At 72.6% G+C, this 15,959-nt stretch carries 12 protein-coding genes and 5 tRNA genes; 8 read left to right on the top strand and 9 right to left on the bottom strand.

Translation table 11 applies throughout. From position 1 onward, the window contains the following. Nucleotides 1-5: 5 nt before the first annotated feature. Nucleotides 6-512, bottom strand: a complete 507-nt coding sequence (locus rosag_RS12320; protein ID WP_284350448.1) for a (2Fe-2S)-binding protein — start codon at nt 510-512, stop codon at nt 6-8. Nucleotides 513-741: 229 nt separating this feature from the next. Here rosag_RS12320 and rosag_RS12325 point away from each other — a divergent pair, with 229 nt between their 5' ends. Next, the gene (locus tag rosag_RS12325) at nt 742-2,073 is read left to right on the top strand and encodes a PQQ-dependent sugar dehydrogenase (protein WP_284350449.1); all 1,332 of its coding nucleotides are present in this window, start codon (nt 742-744) and stop codon (nt 2,071-2,073) included. Here the strand turns inward: rosag_RS12325 and rosag_RS12330 are convergent. The 8 genes from rosag_RS12330 to rosag_RS12365 all read right to left on the bottom strand — a co-directional run bounded on the left by rosag_RS12330 (nt 2,048) and on the right by rosag_RS12365 (nt 8,030). Beyond that, nucleotides 2,048-4,123, bottom strand: a complete 2,076-nt coding sequence (locus rosag_RS12330) for a GMC family oxidoreductase N-terminal domain-containing protein (RefSeq protein WP_284350451.1) — start codon at nt 4,121-4,123, stop codon at nt 2,048-2,050. The genes rosag_RS12325 and rosag_RS12330 overlap by 26 nt on opposite strands. Before the next feature lie 53 nt (nt 4,124-4,176). Continuing rightward, a complete protein-coding gene (locus rosag_RS12335) occupies nt 4,177-6,030 on the bottom strand; it encodes a glycoside hydrolase family 15 protein (RefSeq protein ID WP_284350453.1) in 1,854 nt (617 codons plus the stop codon). 42 nt (nt 6,031-6,072) lie between these two features. Then, nucleotides 6,073-6,930 (bottom strand): DUF5715 family protein, encoded by an 858-nt coding sequence (locus rosag_RS12340; protein ID WP_284350454.1) that lies wholly within the window; start codon nt 6,928-6,930, stop codon nt 6,073-6,075. Between the two features lie 319 nt (nt 6,931-7,249). Further along, nucleotides 7,250-7,323: transfer RNA gene (locus tag rosag_RS12345), tRNA-Pro, on the bottom strand. Nucleotides 7,324-7,383: 60 nt separating this feature from the next. Beyond that, nucleotides 7,384-7,457, bottom strand: a tRNA-Arg gene (locus tag rosag_RS12350). 176 nt (nt 7,458-7,633) lie between these two features. Next, nucleotides 7,634-7,707 (bottom strand) — tRNA-Val (locus rosag_RS12355). A 44-nt stretch (nt 7,708-7,751) separates the two neighbouring features. Continuing rightward, nucleotides 7,752-7,824: transfer RNA gene (locus tag rosag_RS12360), tRNA-Gly, on the bottom strand. A 133-nt stretch (nt 7,825-7,957) separates the two neighbouring features. After that, nucleotides 7,958-8,030: transfer RNA gene (locus rosag_RS12365), tRNA-Ala, on the bottom strand. A 641-nt stretch (nt 8,031-8,671) separates the two neighbouring features. On the opposite strand from rosag_RS12365, the gene rosag_RS12370 reads away from it, so the two are divergent. From rosag_RS12370 to atpD, 7 genes are all read left to right on the top strand, one after another. After that, nucleotides 8,672-9,562, top strand: a complete 891-nt coding sequence (locus rosag_RS12370; protein WP_275834174.1) for a sigma-70 family RNA polymerase sigma factor — start codon at nt 8,672-8,674, stop codon at nt 9,560-9,562. Nucleotides 9,563-9,768: 206 nt separating this feature from the next. Next, nucleotides 9,769-10,347: a lectin-like protein gene (locus rosag_RS12375; RefSeq protein ID WP_284350455.1), complete on the top strand. Its 579-nt coding sequence runs from the start codon at nt 9,769-9,771 to the stop codon at nt 10,345-10,347. Between the two features lie 127 nt (nt 10,348-10,474). Then, nucleotides 10,475-11,266: an ABC transporter ATP-binding protein gene (locus rosag_RS12380; RefSeq protein WP_284350456.1), complete on the top strand. Its 792-nt coding sequence runs from the start codon at nt 10,475-10,477 to the stop codon at nt 11,264-11,266. Then, nucleotides 11,263-11,904 (top strand): NUDIX hydrolase, encoded by a 642-nt coding sequence (locus rosag_RS12385; protein WP_284350457.1) that lies wholly within the window; start codon nt 11,263-11,265, stop codon nt 11,902-11,904. The genes rosag_RS12380 and rosag_RS12385 overlap by 4 nt, the downstream gene beginning before the upstream one ends. Before the next feature lie 158 nt (nt 11,905-12,062). Beyond that, a complete protein-coding gene (gene atpA, locus rosag_RS12390) occupies nt 12,063-13,640 on the top strand; it encodes a F0F1 ATP synthase subunit alpha (protein ID WP_284350458.1) in 1,578 nt (525 codons plus the stop codon). A gap of 6 nt (nt 13,641-13,646) precedes the next feature. Next, nucleotides 13,647-14,510: an ATP synthase F1 subunit gamma gene (atpG, locus tag rosag_RS12395; RefSeq protein ID WP_284350459.1), complete on the top strand. Its 864-nt coding sequence runs from the start codon at nt 13,647-13,649 to the stop codon at nt 14,508-14,510. An 18-nt stretch (nt 14,511-14,528) separates the two neighbouring features. Beyond that, a complete protein-coding gene (gene atpD / locus rosag_RS12400; protein ID WP_284350460.1) occupies nt 14,529-15,959 on the top strand; it encodes a F0F1 ATP synthase subunit beta in 1,431 nt (476 codons plus the stop codon).

The following is a 15,959-nucleotide window of genomic DNA, read 5'->3' on the forward strand; positions in this document are numbered from 1 at the left end:
GCTCCTCAGTCCTCGCGCGTGCCGGCGGCACGCGTGCGTCCGGCGGAGGTGTCCTCCTGCTTCAGCTCCGCGGCGCGGTGGATCGCCTGGCGGATGCGCAGGTAGGTGGCGCAGCGGCAGAGGTTCCCGCTCATCGCCGCGTCGATGTCGGCGTCGGTCGGCTTCGCGTTGCGCGCGAGCAGGCCCGCGGCGGACATCAGCTGGCCCGCCTGGCAGTAGCCGCACTGCGGCACGTCCAGCTCCTCCCACGCGCGCTGCAGCGCGTGCGTGCCGTCCGGCGACAGCCCCTCGATCGTCGTCACGCTCATGCCCTGCACGGCCGAGACGGGAAGGATGCACGAGCGCGTCGCCGTGCCGCCCAGGTGGACCGTGCACGCGCCGCACTGCGCCGCGCCGCAGCCGAACTTCGTCCCCTTCAGATCGAGCTCGTCGCGGAGCACCCAGAGCAGGGGCATGTCGGCCGGCACGTCCACCGTGCGCGGCGTTCCGTTCACCTTGAAGGTGACCTTCATCGGGATCCTCGTGTCGTGCGACGGCTCGGCGGGTGCGCCGGGTGGGGCGCGAAGGGGCAGGGAGCGGGGGCGCGCTGTCGGCGCAGCGCTCGTGAAATGTGGGCGCCGGCCAGGGCCCGGTCCAGCGATCCGGGAATACCGCGGGCGCTGGGGACGTCAGGGCTTCGTGAACCCGTCGGGGCGCCGCGCTGCCCCGGGCGCGTGCTCGCTTCTTGCCGCCCTGACCGCCATGCCCAGCACCCGCCGCCGTGCACGCGGCGCCCTCGCGCTCGTGATCGCCGCCGCCGGCTGCGGCGCCTCGGCCCGGCTCCGCGTGGAGGATGGCACCGGCCCGCGCCCCACGCTTCCCGCGCCCTCATCGTCGCTGATCCCGACCGTGCACGTGGCCGCGGCGCGCAGCTGGCCCGCCGGCGCCACGCCGACGGCGGCCGAGGGGACGACGGTGCGCGCGTTCGCGACGGGCCTCGACCATCCGCGATGGCTGCACGTGCTGCCCAACGGCGACGTGCTGGTGGCCGAGACGAACGCGCCGCCGCGGCCGGACGACGCGCGGGGGATCCGCGGGTGGCTCTTCAAGCGCTTCCAGAAGAAGGCCGGCGGCGCGGTGCCGAGCGCGGACCGCATCACGCTGCTCCGCGACGCGGACGGCGACGGCGTCGCGGAGGTGCGCTCGGTCCTGCTCGCGGGGCTGCACTCGCCGTTCGGGATGGCGCTCGTCGGCGACGCGCTCCACGTCGCGAACACCGACGCCGTCGTGCGCTTCCCGTATGCCACGGGACAGTTGAAGATCTCGGCCGCGCCCGTGATGGTGACCGCGCTGCCGGCCGGCCGCATCAACCACCACTGGACCAAGAGCCTGATCGCGAGCCCGGATGGCACGCGGCTCTACGTCGGCGTCGGCTCGAACAGCAACGTCGCGGAGAACGGCATGGCGGCCGAGGAGGGGCGTGCGGCGGTGTGGGAGATCGACGCGCGCACCGGCGCGCACCGCGTGTTCGCGTCGGGGCTGCGCAACCCGGTCGGCCTCGCGTGGGAGCCCGTGCGCGGCGCGCTCTGGGTCGCGGTGAACGAGCGCGACGAGCTGGGAAGCGATCTGGTGCCGGACTTCATCACGTCCGTGCGCGACGGCGCGTTCTACGGCTGGCCGTACAGCTACTACGGCGCGCACGTCGACGCGCGCGTTCGGCCCGCGCGTCCCGACCTCGTCGCGAAGGCCGTCGCGCCGGACTACGCGCTCGGCCCGCACACGGCGTCGCTGGGCCTTGCTGCGGCGCGCGGCGGCGACGCACTGCCCGCGCGCTTCGCGAGCGGGATGTTCGTCGGGCAGCACGGCTCCTGGAACCGCCGCCCGCGCTCGGGCTATCGCGTCGTGTTCGTGCCGTTCGTCGACGGCGTGCCGAACGGCATGCCGCTCGACGTGCTGACCGACTTCGTGGACGGCGACGGCCGGGCGCGCGGCCGGCCGGTCGGCGTCGCGGTCGATGCGCGCGGCGCGCTGCTCGTCGCCGACGACGTCGGCAACGTGGTCTGGCGCGTCACCCGGTCGGATGGCGCGCGGTGATGCGGCTCGCGATCAGCGTCGCCACCGCCATGATCGTCTCCTGCGGGTTCACGCCGAGCGCGGTCGGGAGCACGCTGCCGTCGGCGACGTAGAGCCCGGGGACGCCGCGCACCTGGCCGTCGGGCGTGCACGTGCTGCGCCGCGGGTCGGTGCCGAATCGGCACGTGCCGTTCACGTGCGCCGACAGCACCGTGAGCTGGTTCGGCCCGCAGGGCAGCGTCTCGAACAGCGACAGGTCGGCCGCGCTGCGGATGCGATGCTCGCGCGGATGCAGCGCCGTGACCTCGCGCGCGCCCGCGGCGAGGTGCAGCCGCGCGGTCGCGGCCAGCCCGCGCCGCATCGTGCGGAGGTCCGCGTCGCCCAGGCGGTAGTCGATCACCGGACGCCCGCGCCGGTCCACGCGCACCGCGCCGTTCGAGACGCCGGTGTCGGCGCCGTCGCGCACGAGCACGATCATCGCGCCCATGCGCGCGAAGTCCCGCATGCGCGCGCGGTGCGTCGCGCCGAACCCCGGCAGCGCGACCGACGCGATTGCCGGATAGAGCGGCGGGCACTCGACCCAGAAGCCGTAGCCGTCGTCGCCGCGCTGGAACTCGTCGCAGACGCTCGAGAGCGGGATTCCGGCCGCGCCGTACATCTCGCGGTCGTACGTGCCGATCAGCGCGGTCGTCGGATGCAGCCGCAGCCAGCGCCCCACGGCGGCGGCGCCGAGCGCGGAGCGGAGCAGGATCGACGGCGTGCCGACGGCACCGCCGGCGAGCACCACGAGCGGCGCCTCGATGGTCACGCGCCCGCGCGCCGCCCGCGTGTCGCGATCGACGACGGTCGCGTGCACGCGCTTGAGCGGCGCGATTCCGCCGCGCTCCGCCACCTCGACGCGATCGACGCGCACGTCGGTGTACAGCCGCGCGCCGGCGCGCAGCGCGCGTGGGAGGTAGACCGCCTGCGCCCCCTGTCGCGCGCCGTAGCGGCAGCCCAGCCCGCACGTGCCGGCACGCACGCAGCCGCGCGTGTTGATGCGCGCCGCCTGGGCGCTCCACCCCAGCGCTCGCGCGCCGTCCAGCAGCGCGCGGTTGCCCGGCGAGTGCGCGTCGTCGGGCACGCAGCGCGTGTGCGTCTCGCGCTCGATCTGGGCGAACAGCGGCGCCATCTCGTGCGGGCGCATCCCGTCCGCGCCATGGTCGCGCGTCCACTCGTCCAGCACCCATTCGGGCGTCCGCAGCATGACGAGCCAGTTGACCGTCGTGCCGCCGCCCACCGCGCGCCCCTGCAGGATCGAGATCGAGAGATCGGCGGTCGCGCGCGTCGCCGCGTCCGCGTACAGGCGCGGCGTCATCTCGGCCTCGCGCTCGCTGAAGTCGGACGGCTGCCACCACGCGCCCTCCTCCAGCAGCACGACGTCGTGGCCGGCCTCCGCGAGGCGCGCGGCGACCACCGCGCCGCCGGCGCCCGTGCCGACGACGCACACGCCCACGCGCAGCACCGTGTCGGGCGCCAGCCGTGCGCCTGGCGTCACACCGTCGGGGAGGTGCGTGGGCTCCGCCGTGCGTCGCGCGACCGCGTCCCACGGCGCCTCCGTGCGCAGCACCGGCTCGTCGTCCGACGTCACGCCGGGCAGCGGGCCCTCCCACGGCAGCGCCGGCGCGCGGCGGTGCAGGGGACCGTGCACGCCGATCCCCGCGGCTCCCTCGTCGCGCGCGTAGTAGGTCGAGAGGATCAGCCGGCGGAACGCCTGGAACGCGGTGCGCTGCAGCCCCACGCCGCTCGACTCCCACGCACGCAGCACGGCGTCCTGCGTCGCGGCGTCGCATGCGCTGAAGCGGCGCGGCCGTGCCGCCGTGAGCACGCCCGTCAGCGCGCTGTCGAACGCCGTCAGCAGCGTGGCGACGCGACCGGCATCCACCGCGTCGCCGGCGGCGAGGCGCTCCTCCACCGCCGCCGCGAGATCCACACGCGCGTCGGCGTCGCCGTCGTAGGCGGACGGCGCGATGCGGCGGCACAGCGCGTCGAGCGCGCGTCGCTGTCCCGCGGAGAGTGCGAAGGCGGTCATGACGCGGCGGAAGGTGCGCTCCGCGCGCGCCGACGCGCAACGGCGAGCGCCGCTCAGCGGCGCTCGCCGGTCTCCTGGACGCCGTTCCCGTTCTTCGCCGCGCGCTGTGCCGCGGGGCGCAGCCGCGCCGGCATCGCGCGCGCGAGGTTGAACGCCGTCCCCACGACGCCGACGTGCGAGAACGCCTGCGGGAAGTTGCCGACCTGCCGCCGCAGGCGTGGATCGTACTCCTCCGCCAGCAGCCCCACGTCGTTGCGCAGCGCGAGCAGTCGCTCGAACATCGCGCGCGCGTCGTCGTGGCGGCCCTGCAGCACGTAGTTGTCCGCGAGCCAGAAGCTGCACGCGAGGAAGGCGCCCTCGCCCGGCGGCAGGCCGTCGTCGGTCTCGCGCGTGTCGTAGCGCATCACCAGCCCGTCGAGCATCAGGCGCTGCTCGATCGCCGCCACGGTGCCGCGCACGCGCGGGTCGTCGGGCGGCAGGAAGCCGACGAGCGGGATGAGCAGCAGGCTCGCGTCGAGCTGCTGCGAGCCGTACGCCTGCACGAACGTGTTGCGCGACGCGTCGAACGCGCGCTCGCAGACGTCGGCGTGCACGCGCCGGCGCAGCGCGCGCCACCGGTCCACGGGCCCCTCGACCTCGAAGTGCTCGACGGCGCGGATCACGCGGTCCAGCGCCACCCACGTCATGACCTTCGAGTGCGTGAAGTGCTGGCGGCCGCCGCGCACCTCCCACAGCCCCTCGTCCGGGCGGTCCCACACGGTCTCCAGGTGGCCGAGCATCGAGCAGGCGAGCTGCCAGGCCTCGGGGCTCCCGGGCAGACCGCCGCGCCGCGCCTGGAAGAGCGCGTCCAGCACCTCGCCGTAGACGTCGAGCTGCAGCTGGTCGGCCGCGGCGTTCCCCACGCGCACGGGGCGCGAGCCCTCGTAGCCCGGCAGCCACGGCACCTCCCACTCGCGCAGCAGCCGCTCGCCGGCCAGCCCGTAGAGGATCTGCAGCTGCGACGGGCTCCCTGCGGCGGCGCGCAGCAGCCAGTCGCGCCACGCGCCCGCCTCGTCGTAGTAGCCCGCGTCCATGAGCGCGAGCAGCGTCAGCGTCGCGTCGCGCAGCCAGCAGTAGCGGTAGTCCCAGTTGCGCGTGCCGCCGATCTGCTCGGGGAGCGACGTCGTGGGCGCGGCGACGATGCCGCCGGTCGGCTGGTAGGTGAGCGCCTTGAGCGTCAGCAGCGAGCGCATCACCGCGTCGCGCCACTCGCCCTCGTAGCGGCAGCGCGCGGCCCACGTCGTCCAGAACGTCTCGGTGTCCGCGAGCGCGGCGAGCGGGTCGACGGGCGTCGGCGCCACGAGGTGCGACGGGGCGTGCGTCATCACGAAGGCGACCGTCTCGCCCGCGCCCACCGTGAACTCGCCGACGGTGGTCAGGTGCTCGCCGTGCAGCGGCACGTCGGTGCGCAGCACGATCATGTCCGGGCCTGCGATCGCGCGCAGCGCGCCGTGCGGCGAGCCGTCGTTCATCTGCGTCACCCACGGGACCGTCGTGCCGTAGTCGAAGCGCAGCACCAGCTCCGTGCGCATCGCGACGCGGCCGCGCCGGCCGATCACCAGCCGCACGAGGTCCGACTGGCGGCCGCGCAGCGGCATGAAGTCGATCACCGTGACGGCGCCGTCGCCCGTGACCCAGTCGGTCTCGAGGATCAGCGTGTCGCCGCGGTAGCGCCGCCAGCTCCGCGCGTCGGGGTCACGCGGCGCCACCAGCCAGCGTCCGTGCTCCGGGCCACCCAACAGCGCGGCGAAGGCCGCGCCCGAGTCGAAGCGCGGCCAGCAGAGCCAGTCGATCGAGCCGTCGGCGCCCACCAGCGCCGCGGTCTCGCAGTCCCCGAGCAGCGCGTAGTCCTCGATGCGGCCGGCCATGCCTCGTGGGCGAGAGTGGACCCGCCGGCCGCCCGCGGGCGGTCAGGCGCCCCCGAGGCTCCCGAGCGGGGAGGCGCCGCCGCCCGCGACGGGCGACGTACGCGTCCCACGCCAACGCACGATCACGACCATCGCGCCGGCGAGCACGGCGGCGAGCACGGCGGCGAGCGCACCCCCGAGCCCGGTCGACGCGGGGAAGCGAGCCTCCGGCGTCGCCGGCGCGACCACCGTCGCCGGCGCGACCGCCGCGACGGTCACCGGGGCATGCACCTCGGGCTCGGCGCGCGCCGGGGCGGGCGCCGGCTTCGCGGCGTCCAGCTTCGCGACGTACGCCCGGTACGCGGCCGGGAAGACCGCCACGTGGTAGTGCGGGGGGCGCTGCTCGCGCGTCACGTCGAGCACTCCCGCACGCTCCAGCGCCAGCAGCGTGCGCTCCAGCCAGCGGCGGCTCTCGGCGTTCGCGGGGACGCGGAGGTCCATGGCGATGCCGGCGGGGTGCACGGAGAGGCGGTGCGCGTTCGCGGGCTGCTCGTCCAGCGGGCGCACGAGGCTCGTGACGACGAGCGGGTCGCCGGTCGCGGCGCGGTACTGCGCGGCCAGCCGCTCGACGAGCAGGCGCACCTCGGGACGCGCGACCTTGTGGCCGACGCTCTCGAGGACGATGTAGTCCGCGTTCCCGGGCACCGGCTCGAGCGCGCCGTCGGCGACGAGCCGGTCGACGCGCGCCTCGGTGCGCGAGAAGGCGAGCCCCTCCGACTCGGCCACCCGGTGCTGGCGGACCATCGACGCCATCGAGCCGCCGAGGGCGGTCGGGTTCGCCGACGCCACGGCCGGCGCGAGGGCGAGCGCGAGGGCGAGCGCGAGCAGCAGGGCAGGGCCTGCACGGCGGGTGCGGGTCATGGCGGGCGTCGCTCGGAGTCGGGACCCGGCGTCACGGGGCGTGACGCGGATCACATGTTTATACCCGCGGCGGCCGTGGCGTTCCGCCCCGACTTGGTGAAGCGGAGGACGGAACGGCGGAGGACGATGCAGCGGAGGACGGAGGAGCGTGAGACGATACGGCGGCTTCTTCCGGCTTGACGCTGCAGGCCATGGGGGCCGCCGCTCCGTTCCACGCCCCATCGTCCTCCGCCGTTCCGTCCTCCGCGGTTCCGTTCTCCGCCGCAACGAAAAAGTCCCCGCCGACTGCGCAGTCGGCGGGGACTTTTTCGTGTGGTAGTCGGGGCGACTGGATTTGAACCAGCGACCTCCTGCTCCCGAAGCAGGCGCTCTACCGGGCTAAGCTACGCCCCGATCCTGCATGTCCGAAAAGGACAGCGGTGATCGTTCCCCGCGAAGAGAAGATCACCGCAGCGCGCCCGTCAGGACTCGAACCTGAAACCTTCTGATCCGTAGTCAGATGCTCTATCCAATTGAGCTACGGGCGCTCGAACCGTCGTCGGCGCGGAACGCCGGGACGATCGTCGTACGGTGCTGCGACCTGCGGCAGAGGCCGGCGTCAGCCGGTTGCTCCGAGCGACAGAAGCTAGCCGGTCGCCGGGTCGCGCGTCAAGGCGACCGAGTGCAGCACACCGCGGCGCGCCCGGAGGCGCGTGCGGTCGAGTGGGCCGTACAAGACTCGAACTTGTGACCTCCACGATGTCAACGTGGCGCTCTAACCAACTGAGCTAACGGCCCGAATTGTCAAACCCTCGACCCGCGCAGCTGACGGGGAGGGGCAGAGCGGGAAACGGGACTCGAACCCGCGACCCCAACCTTGGCAAGGTTGTGCTCTACCAACTGAGCTATTCCCGCGAACGCCGCTGCCTGGAACAACAAAGGCCTTGGAACCCAAGGCCCAGGCGAGCGGGCGACTCCGCAATCGTTCGGCGCCTCACGCACGGTGCTTGCGACGTACCGTGGGTGACCTGCGACGCCGTGCCGGGTATGGAGGCGAGGGGAATCGAACCCCTGACCTCTTGAATGCCATTCAAGCGCTCTCCCAACTGAGCTACGCCCCCGGCGTCCCGGTAGCGCATGGTGCGGCGAACCGCGCCGATGCGGCGTCCCAGGAACGAAGGATCGTAGTCGCGTGTATCCCTGATGTCAAGCGATCGGCAGGCGTCCTCGGGCTAGCGGAACCGTCAAGGGCAGGTAATTTGCAGCGCCCGCGGATACGTGTTCGTAACGGCTGTGTCGGCCGTTCGTCCCCTGCGGCGAAGGCCGGCGAGTGGCGCGACGGAACGCGCGTGCTGGATGCGAGGAAGACCGCATCGCCGGCCGGCGGAACATCGCGTGAAGGTGCGTCCGCAGCACCGCTGGGCCCAGCGGCGACGTTCCGTCCGATCGGTGTTCGCCACCGGTCGCGATGGATGCCGCACGACCGGGCAACGCTCGACCCGCGCCGTGCGCCACACGGCACAGGCGCGGCTGGTCGATTGGCATTGGTTCGGCTGCTGAACCGTCGCCTCCGCGACGGCCGGCGGCAGGTTCGCGTCCGACTCGAGCGTCCCGGCCCTCGTGCCGCCCCTCGATCCCACGCGCCCGCCGCCGGTCGTGCACCGGAGACCGACGGCTCCCACGCGCCGCGGCGCGCCCCCTGCGGGCGCGACGCACGCTCCCAACACACTTCCTCACGCGAACGCGTCTCAGGATACGCACGATGACTGAAGTCAAGCGGAAGCGCCGCCGGGCCGCCGCGCCCGCGGGCATCGCGCCCAGCGAGCCGGAGCGCGACATCCTCGACCAGTACCTCTACGAGGTCAGCACCTATCCCCTGCTCAAGGGGGACGAGGAGATCCAGCTCGCGCGCAAGATCCGCAGCGGCGACCAGGACGCGCTCCAGGAGCTCGTGAAGCGGAACCTCCGCTTCGTCATCTCCGTCGCCAAGAAGTACCAGAACCGCGGCCTCCCGCTCATCGACCTGATCGGCGAGGGGAACGTCGGCCTGCTCACCGCCGCCCGGAAGTTCGATCCCGACCAGGGCGTGAAGTTCATCTCGTACGCGGTGTGGTGGATCCGCCAGGCGATCCTGTCGTCGCTCGCGCGCCAGGGCCGCACGGTCCGCGTGCCGCTCAACCGCACGGCCGACCTCTCGCGCATCATCAAGGCGAGCGAGATCCTCCGGCAGAAGCTCCGCCGCGAGCCCTCGCCCGAGGAGCTGGCGCAGCTCACCGGCCTCTCGGTCGACGTCGTGCAGTCGCTCGCCGCGCTCAACACCGGCGACGTCCGCCTCGACGCGCCGATGGACCCCGAGGGCGATCGCTCGCTCATCGAGCGCTTCGTCGCCGACGAGATGCCCGACACGGAGGAGGAGGCGATGAACCGCTTCCTCACCGACGAAATCGAGACGGCGCTCAACACGCTGCCGCCGCGCGACGCCAAGGTCCTCCGCCTGTACTTCGGGCTCGAGGGCGGGCGCGAGCACACGCTCGAGGAGATCGGCTCGATGCTCGGCGTCACCCGCGAGCGCGTCCGCCAGCTCCGCGACCGTGCGCTCAAGCGGCTCCGCGAGGGCGACGTCGGCCGCGCGCTCGGCAGCTTCGCCGCCTGAGGCGGCCCGACCGCACGCGCAGTCGCGCGAGACACGCGGGGCCCCGGGACGACGTCCCGGGGCCCCGCGTGCGTTCCGCCCCCTCGGTCGGGCGGTGTGTCGAGCGACCGCCACAGTTGACACGTTACGGCTCGTTCACATTTTGTGGCGTCCGTCACGGTCCCCCGCCGCGACGGCGTCACCGCTCACGTCGAGGGCTTCCGGTCATGCACCGCCGTCTCCTGCAGGGTCTCGCCACCGCCGCCGCCGCATTCGCCATCGCCGCCGCGCCCGCGAGCGCCGAGGCGCAGTGCAGCGCCGGGTTCACGCTCACCAGCTACGCGGGCGGCTCGAGCTGCTTCCGCATCACCTCCGGGTCGACCAGCTGGTCGATCGCCAACGCCGAGGCGACCTCGCTCGGCGGCTGGCTCGCCGCGATCGGCTCGGCGGCGGAGAACGCGGCCGCGCGCAGCTTCATGGACGGCCTCATCGGCGGCAGCCAGTTCCACATCGGCTTCACGGACGCCGCGTCCGAGGGCGCGTTCGTCTGGTCCAACGGGCAGGCGGTGACCTACACGAACTGGAACCTGGGCGAGCCGAACGACGTCAACAACGAGGACGTCACCGAGATGCTGAGCACCGGGGCGTGGAACGACATCCAGGACTCGCCCAACACGATTCGCTATGGCCTCATCGAGACGGCCGCGGTGAGCACCGTCCCCGAGCCGGCGACCGTCGGCCTGCTCGGCGCCGGCCTGGCCGTCCTCGGCGTCGCGGCCCGCCGTCGCCGCCGCGCGGTGGCCTGAGCGACGCTGCTCGACCGACGGAGTGCGGGCCGCGGATTCCACCGCGGCCCGCATTTCGTATCGGGGTGGGCTGTCCGGTGATAAGTTGCCGCGGGGTCATCCGCAGCCCGCAGTCCGCCGCCCAGTCATGATCCAGCTGAAAAACGTTCACAAGGCGTTCGGCCCGAAGAAGGTCCTCCAGGGCTTCACGCTCGACGTGCCCGAGGGGGAGACGATGGTCATCATCGGCTACTCCGGCACGGGCAAGAGCGTCGCCATCAAGCACATCGTGGGGCTGCTGGAGCCCGACGCGGGCGAGGTGTGGGTGGACGGGCAGCGCGTCGACGAGCTGCCGCGGCGCGACCTCTACGCGCTGCGCGCGCGCATCGGCTACGTCTTCCAGTTCGCCGCGCTGTTCGACTCGATGAACATCGGCGAGAACGTCGCGATGGGGCTGCGCAAGCAGGGCGGGCTCTCCGAGGCCGAGATCCGCTCGCGCGTGGCCGAGGCGCTCGACCTCGTGGACCTGCCGGGCGTGGAGGCGCGCTTCCCGGCCGAGCTGTCCGGCGGCATGCGCAAGCGCGTCGGCATCGCGCGCGCGATCGCGCTGCGTCCCAAGTACATCCTCTACGACGAGCCGACGACGGGCCTCGACCCGGTGACGAGCGCGGTGATCGACCAGCTGATGGTGCGCATGCGCGAGAAGCTGGGGGTCACGGGCGTCGTCATCACGCACGACATGCGCAGCGCCTACACGGTGGGGACGCGCATCGCGATGCTGTACGAGGGCCGCGTGCGCTGGCAGGGCACGATCGAGGAGATCCACGAGACGACGGATCCGATCGTGCGCCAGTTCGTCGAGGGGCGCGCCGAGATCGAGGGCGGGCACACCGACGAGTTCCCGGCGGTGCGCGAGCCGACGCCCGGGGCCGCGGCGTGAGCCCGCGAGGCCGCGCGCGCGAGGAGGTGTCGGCCGGCGGCGTCGTGTTCCGTTACGGCGCGGCCGCGGACGGCGCGCGCGAGCCGCTCTTCCTCCTGATCCGGGACAGCTACCGCAACTGGGGCTTCCCGAAGGGCCATCTCGAGGACGGCGAGGGCCCCGAGTGCGCCGCGCTGCGCGAGGTGGCGGAGGAGACCGGGCTCGGCGAGCTGGCGGTGGCGGGCGTGATCGAGACCATCGACTGGTACTTCCGCTTCCGCGGGCGGCTGATCCACAAGGTCTGCCACTTCTACCTCATGCGGACGGACCGGGCGTCGACCTGTCCGCAGCGGTCGGAGGGGATCACGGCCTGCCGCTGGGCGCCGTTCGACGAGGCGGTCGCGCTGGTGTCGTACGCGAACGCGCGCGAGGTGCTGCGGCGCGCGCACGCGATGGTGTGCAGCCTGGACGGAGCGCCCGCGGCGGACGACGGAGTCCCGGACGCCGGGGGCACGGCGGATGCGGCGCCCACCGCCGTCGCCGCGGGCGACGCGGCCGTGGCCCTTTCCCGTGCCGGACGGGCGGACGGGAGCGGCGGGGGCGGTGCCCGGGCAGGCCGGCCGTTGCTGGGGAGTCCCGAGCCGGGGCCCGCCCGCTAGGCTTCCCGGCGGCCCCCGCCGAGGGCTCGCGCGCCCGCCGCGGCGGCGCGGCGGACCCCCGTCCGTTGTGTAAATCGGCGACTTGTGATTATTTTCACAAGCTCTCCTCGACACGACCCACCGCCGCCGGCGTTCGCGGCTTTTTCCCTTCCTGCGCTATGGCTAGCGAAACCACCCTCCGTCCGGGCGAGATCAAGGACATCCTCCTCCGCGAGATCGAGTCGGCCGACCTGCATGCCCTCGACGTCGAGGAAGTGGGGACGGTCCTCGAGGTGAAGGACGGGATCGCGCGCATCTACGGGCTCCAGCAGGCGATGGCCGGCGAGATGCTCGAGTTCACCGCGTCCGAGACCGGCGACGTCATCACGGGCCTCGCGCTGAACCTCGAGGAGGACAACATCGGCGCCGTCATCCTGGGGGACTACCTCGGGCTGAAGGAGGGCGACGACGTCCGCCGCACCTCGCGCGTGCTCGAGGTGCCGGTGGGCCAGGCGCTCGTCGGCCGCGTCGTCGATCCGCTCGGCCGTCCGATCGACGGGCTGGGCGAGATCCGCGCGACCACGACGCGCAAGGTCGAGAGCGCGGCGCCCGGCATCATCGTGCGCCAGCCCGTGAAGGAGCCGCTCCAGACGGGCATCAAGGCCATCGACTCGATGATCCCGATCGGCCGCGGCCAGCGCGAGCTGATCATCGGCGACCGCGGTACCGGCAAGACGGCGATCGCGATCGACACGATCATCAACCAGAAGGGCCAGGGCGTCATCTGCGTCTACGTCGCGATCGGCCAGAAGGCCTCGACGATCGCCGGCGTCGTGCAGCGCCTGAAGGACGCGGGCGCGCTGGACTACACGATCATCGTCGCCGCCGCCGCGTCGGACCCGGCGCCCATGCAGTACATCGCGCCCTACTCCGGCGCCGCGATGGCCGAGTACTTCATGTACAACGAGGGCCGTCCGACGCTGTGCGTCTACGACGACCTCACCAAGCAGGCCGCCGCGTACCGCCAGATCTCGCTCGTGCTGCGCCGCCCGCCGGGCCGCGAGGCGTACCCGGGCGACGTGTTCTACCTCCACTCGCGTCTCCTCGAGCGCGCGGCCAAGCTGCGCGAGGACGACGGCATCGTGGACGGCAAGACGATCCTCAAGCCGGGCGGCTCGCTGACCGCGCTGCCGATCATCGAGACGCAGGCCGGCGACGTGTCGGCGTACATCCCGACGAACGTCATCTCGATCACCGACGGCCAGATCTTCCTCGAGTCCGACCTGTTCAACGCCGGCGTGCGCCCGGCCGTGAACGTCGGCATCTCGGTGAGCCGCGTGGGCGGCTCGGCGCAGACGAAGGCGATGAAGAGCGTCGCCGGCCGCCTGCGCCTCGACCTGGCGCAGTTCCGCGAGCTGGAGGCGTTCGCCGCCTTCGCCTCGGACCTCGACCAGGCGACGCGCCGCCAGCTCGATCGCGGCGCCCGCACCGTCGAGATCCTCAAGCAGCCGCAGTACTCGCCGCTGTCGGTGGAGGAGCAGGTGATGGTCATCTACGCGGTGACCAACGGCTACCTCGACGCGATCCCGGTGAACCGGATCCGCGAGTGGGAGCGCGGCTTCCTCGACTACGCGCGCACGCAGTACCCGCAGGTCGGCGACACCATCCGCACCTCGAAGGCGCTGGGCAAGGACGTCGAGGCCGATCTGAAGCGCGCCATCGAGGCGTTCACGCAGCTCTTCGGCGCCGCGAAGTAACCCGCCATGGCCAAGGGTCGCGAGCTCAAGGGTCGCATCAAGTCCGTCGAGAACACGCGCAAGATCACGCGCACGATGGAGATGGTGGCGACCTCCAAGATGAAGCGCGCGCAGGATCGCGTGGTGGCCGCGCGCCCCTACGCGACGGCGCTCGGGGAGGTGCTCTCGCGCCTCTACTCGCCCGAGCTGGCCGAGCGCTTCCCGCTGCTGCGCCAGCCGGCGCGGCAGCGCCGCGTCGCGGTGGTCCTGCTGACGTCGAACCGCGGCCTCGCCGGCGCGTTCAACGCGAACCTCATCAAGGAGGCGCGCGCGCGCATCGCCGAGCTGGAGGCGCGCGGCGCGCAGGTCGACCTGCACGTGGTCGGCCGCAAGGGCATCGGCTTCTTCAAGTACGTGAACCGCGCGATGCTCACGCAGCGCACGGACATCACCGACCGCCCCACCGCGGACGACGCGGCGTCGCTGGTCGAGGGGCTGATGCAGGACTTCATCGCCGGGACGCTGGACGGCGTGTACGTCGTGTACGCCCAGTTCCGCAGCGCGCTCTCCACGCCGCCGACGACGACGCAGGTGCTGCCCGTGCAGCCGCCCGCGAAGACGGAGGCCGGCATGCAGCGCGACTACCTGCTGTACCCCTCGGCGGAGGAGCTCCTCACCGAGCTGCTCCCCTCGTACGTGCGCAACAGCGTCTACCGCGCGCTCGCCGAGACCGCCGCCGCCGAACAGGGCGCGCGCCGGACGGCGATGAAGAGCGCGACGGACAACGCGAGCGAGATGCTCAACCTGCTGAAGCGCACCTACAACCGTGCCCGCCAGGCCCAGATCACGCAGGAGATCGCGGAGATCGTCGGCGGCGCGGCGGCCCTCTAAACCACACCGGCTTCCATCATGGCTACCGCCGTCGCCACCAAGAACATCGGCAAGGTCGTGCAGGTCATCGGCCCGGTCCTCGACGTCGAGTTCGAGGCCGAGCACCTGCCCGAGATCTACAACGCGCTGCGCATCACCGGCACGGCGCCGGACGGGTCGCAGATCAACGTCGTGGCCGAGGTGCAGCAGCACGTCGGGCGCAACCAGGTGCGCGCCGTCGCCATGTCCACCACCGACGCCGTGGTGCGCGGGATGGACGTGATCGACACGGGCGCCGCGATCTCGGTGCCGGTCGGCGCGCCCGCGCTCGGCCGCATCCTGAACGTGCTCGGCGAGCCGGTGGACAACGGCGCCGAGATCCCCGCCGACGCGCTGCGCTGGCCGATCCACCGCGGGTCGCCGGAGTTCGTGTCGCTCGAGCCTAAGACCGAGGTCTTCGAGACGGGCATCAAGGTCATCGACCTGATCGCCCCGTTCGTGAAGGGCGGCAAGATCGGGCTCTTCGGCGGCGCCGGCGTCGGCAAGACGGTCGTCATCCAGGAGCTGATCAACAACGTGGCGAAGGGCCACGGCGGCAAGTCGGTGTTCTGCGGCGTGGGCGAGCGCACGCGCGAGGGCAATGACCTCTACCTGGAGTTCCAGGAGGCGGGCATCCTCGACAAGGTGGCGCTGATCTACGGCCAGATGAACGAGCCGCCGGGAGCGCGCCTGCGCGTCGGCCTCGCGGGTCTGACGGTCGCCGAGTACTTCCGCGACGAGGAGAACGCGGACGTGCTGGTGTTCATCGACAACATCTTCCGCTTCACGCAGGCCGGCTCCGAGGTGTCCGCACTGCTCGGCCGCATGCCGAGCGCCGTGGGCTACCAGCCGACGCTGGCGACGGAGATGGGCGAGCTGCAGGAGCGCATCACGTCGACGCGCAACGGCTCGATCACGTCGGTGCAGGCGATCTATGTCCCTGCAGACGATCTGACCGACCCTGCTCCGGCGACCGCGTTCGCCCACCTGGACGCCACGGTCGTGCTCAACCGCAAGATCACGGAGCTCGGCATCTACCCGGCCGTCGATCCGCTCGACTCGACGTCGCGCATCCTCGACGCGCAGTACCTGGGCGAGCGCCACTACCGCGTGGCCACCGAGGTGCAGCGCATCCTGCAGCGCTACAAGGAGCTCCAGGACATCATCGCCATCCTCGGCATGGACGAGCTGTCCGAGGACGACAAGCGCATCGTGGCGCGGGCGCGCCGCATCCAGCGCTTCATGTCGCAGCCGTTCCACGTCGCCGAGCAGTTCACGGGCATCCCGGGCAAGTACGTGAAGCTCGAGGAGACCATCAGCTCGTTCGAGCGCCTCACGCAGGGCGAGTTCGACCACCTGCCGGAGCAGGCGTTCTTCATGGCGGGCGGCGTCGAGGACGTGATCGCCAACGCCGAGAAGCTCAAGGGCTGA

The sequence above is a fragment of the Roseisolibacter agri genome (genome assembly GCF_030159095.1).
Classification (GTDB): Bacteria; Gemmatimonadota; Gemmatimonadetes; order Gemmatimonadales; family Gemmatimonadaceae; genus Roseisolibacter; species Roseisolibacter agri.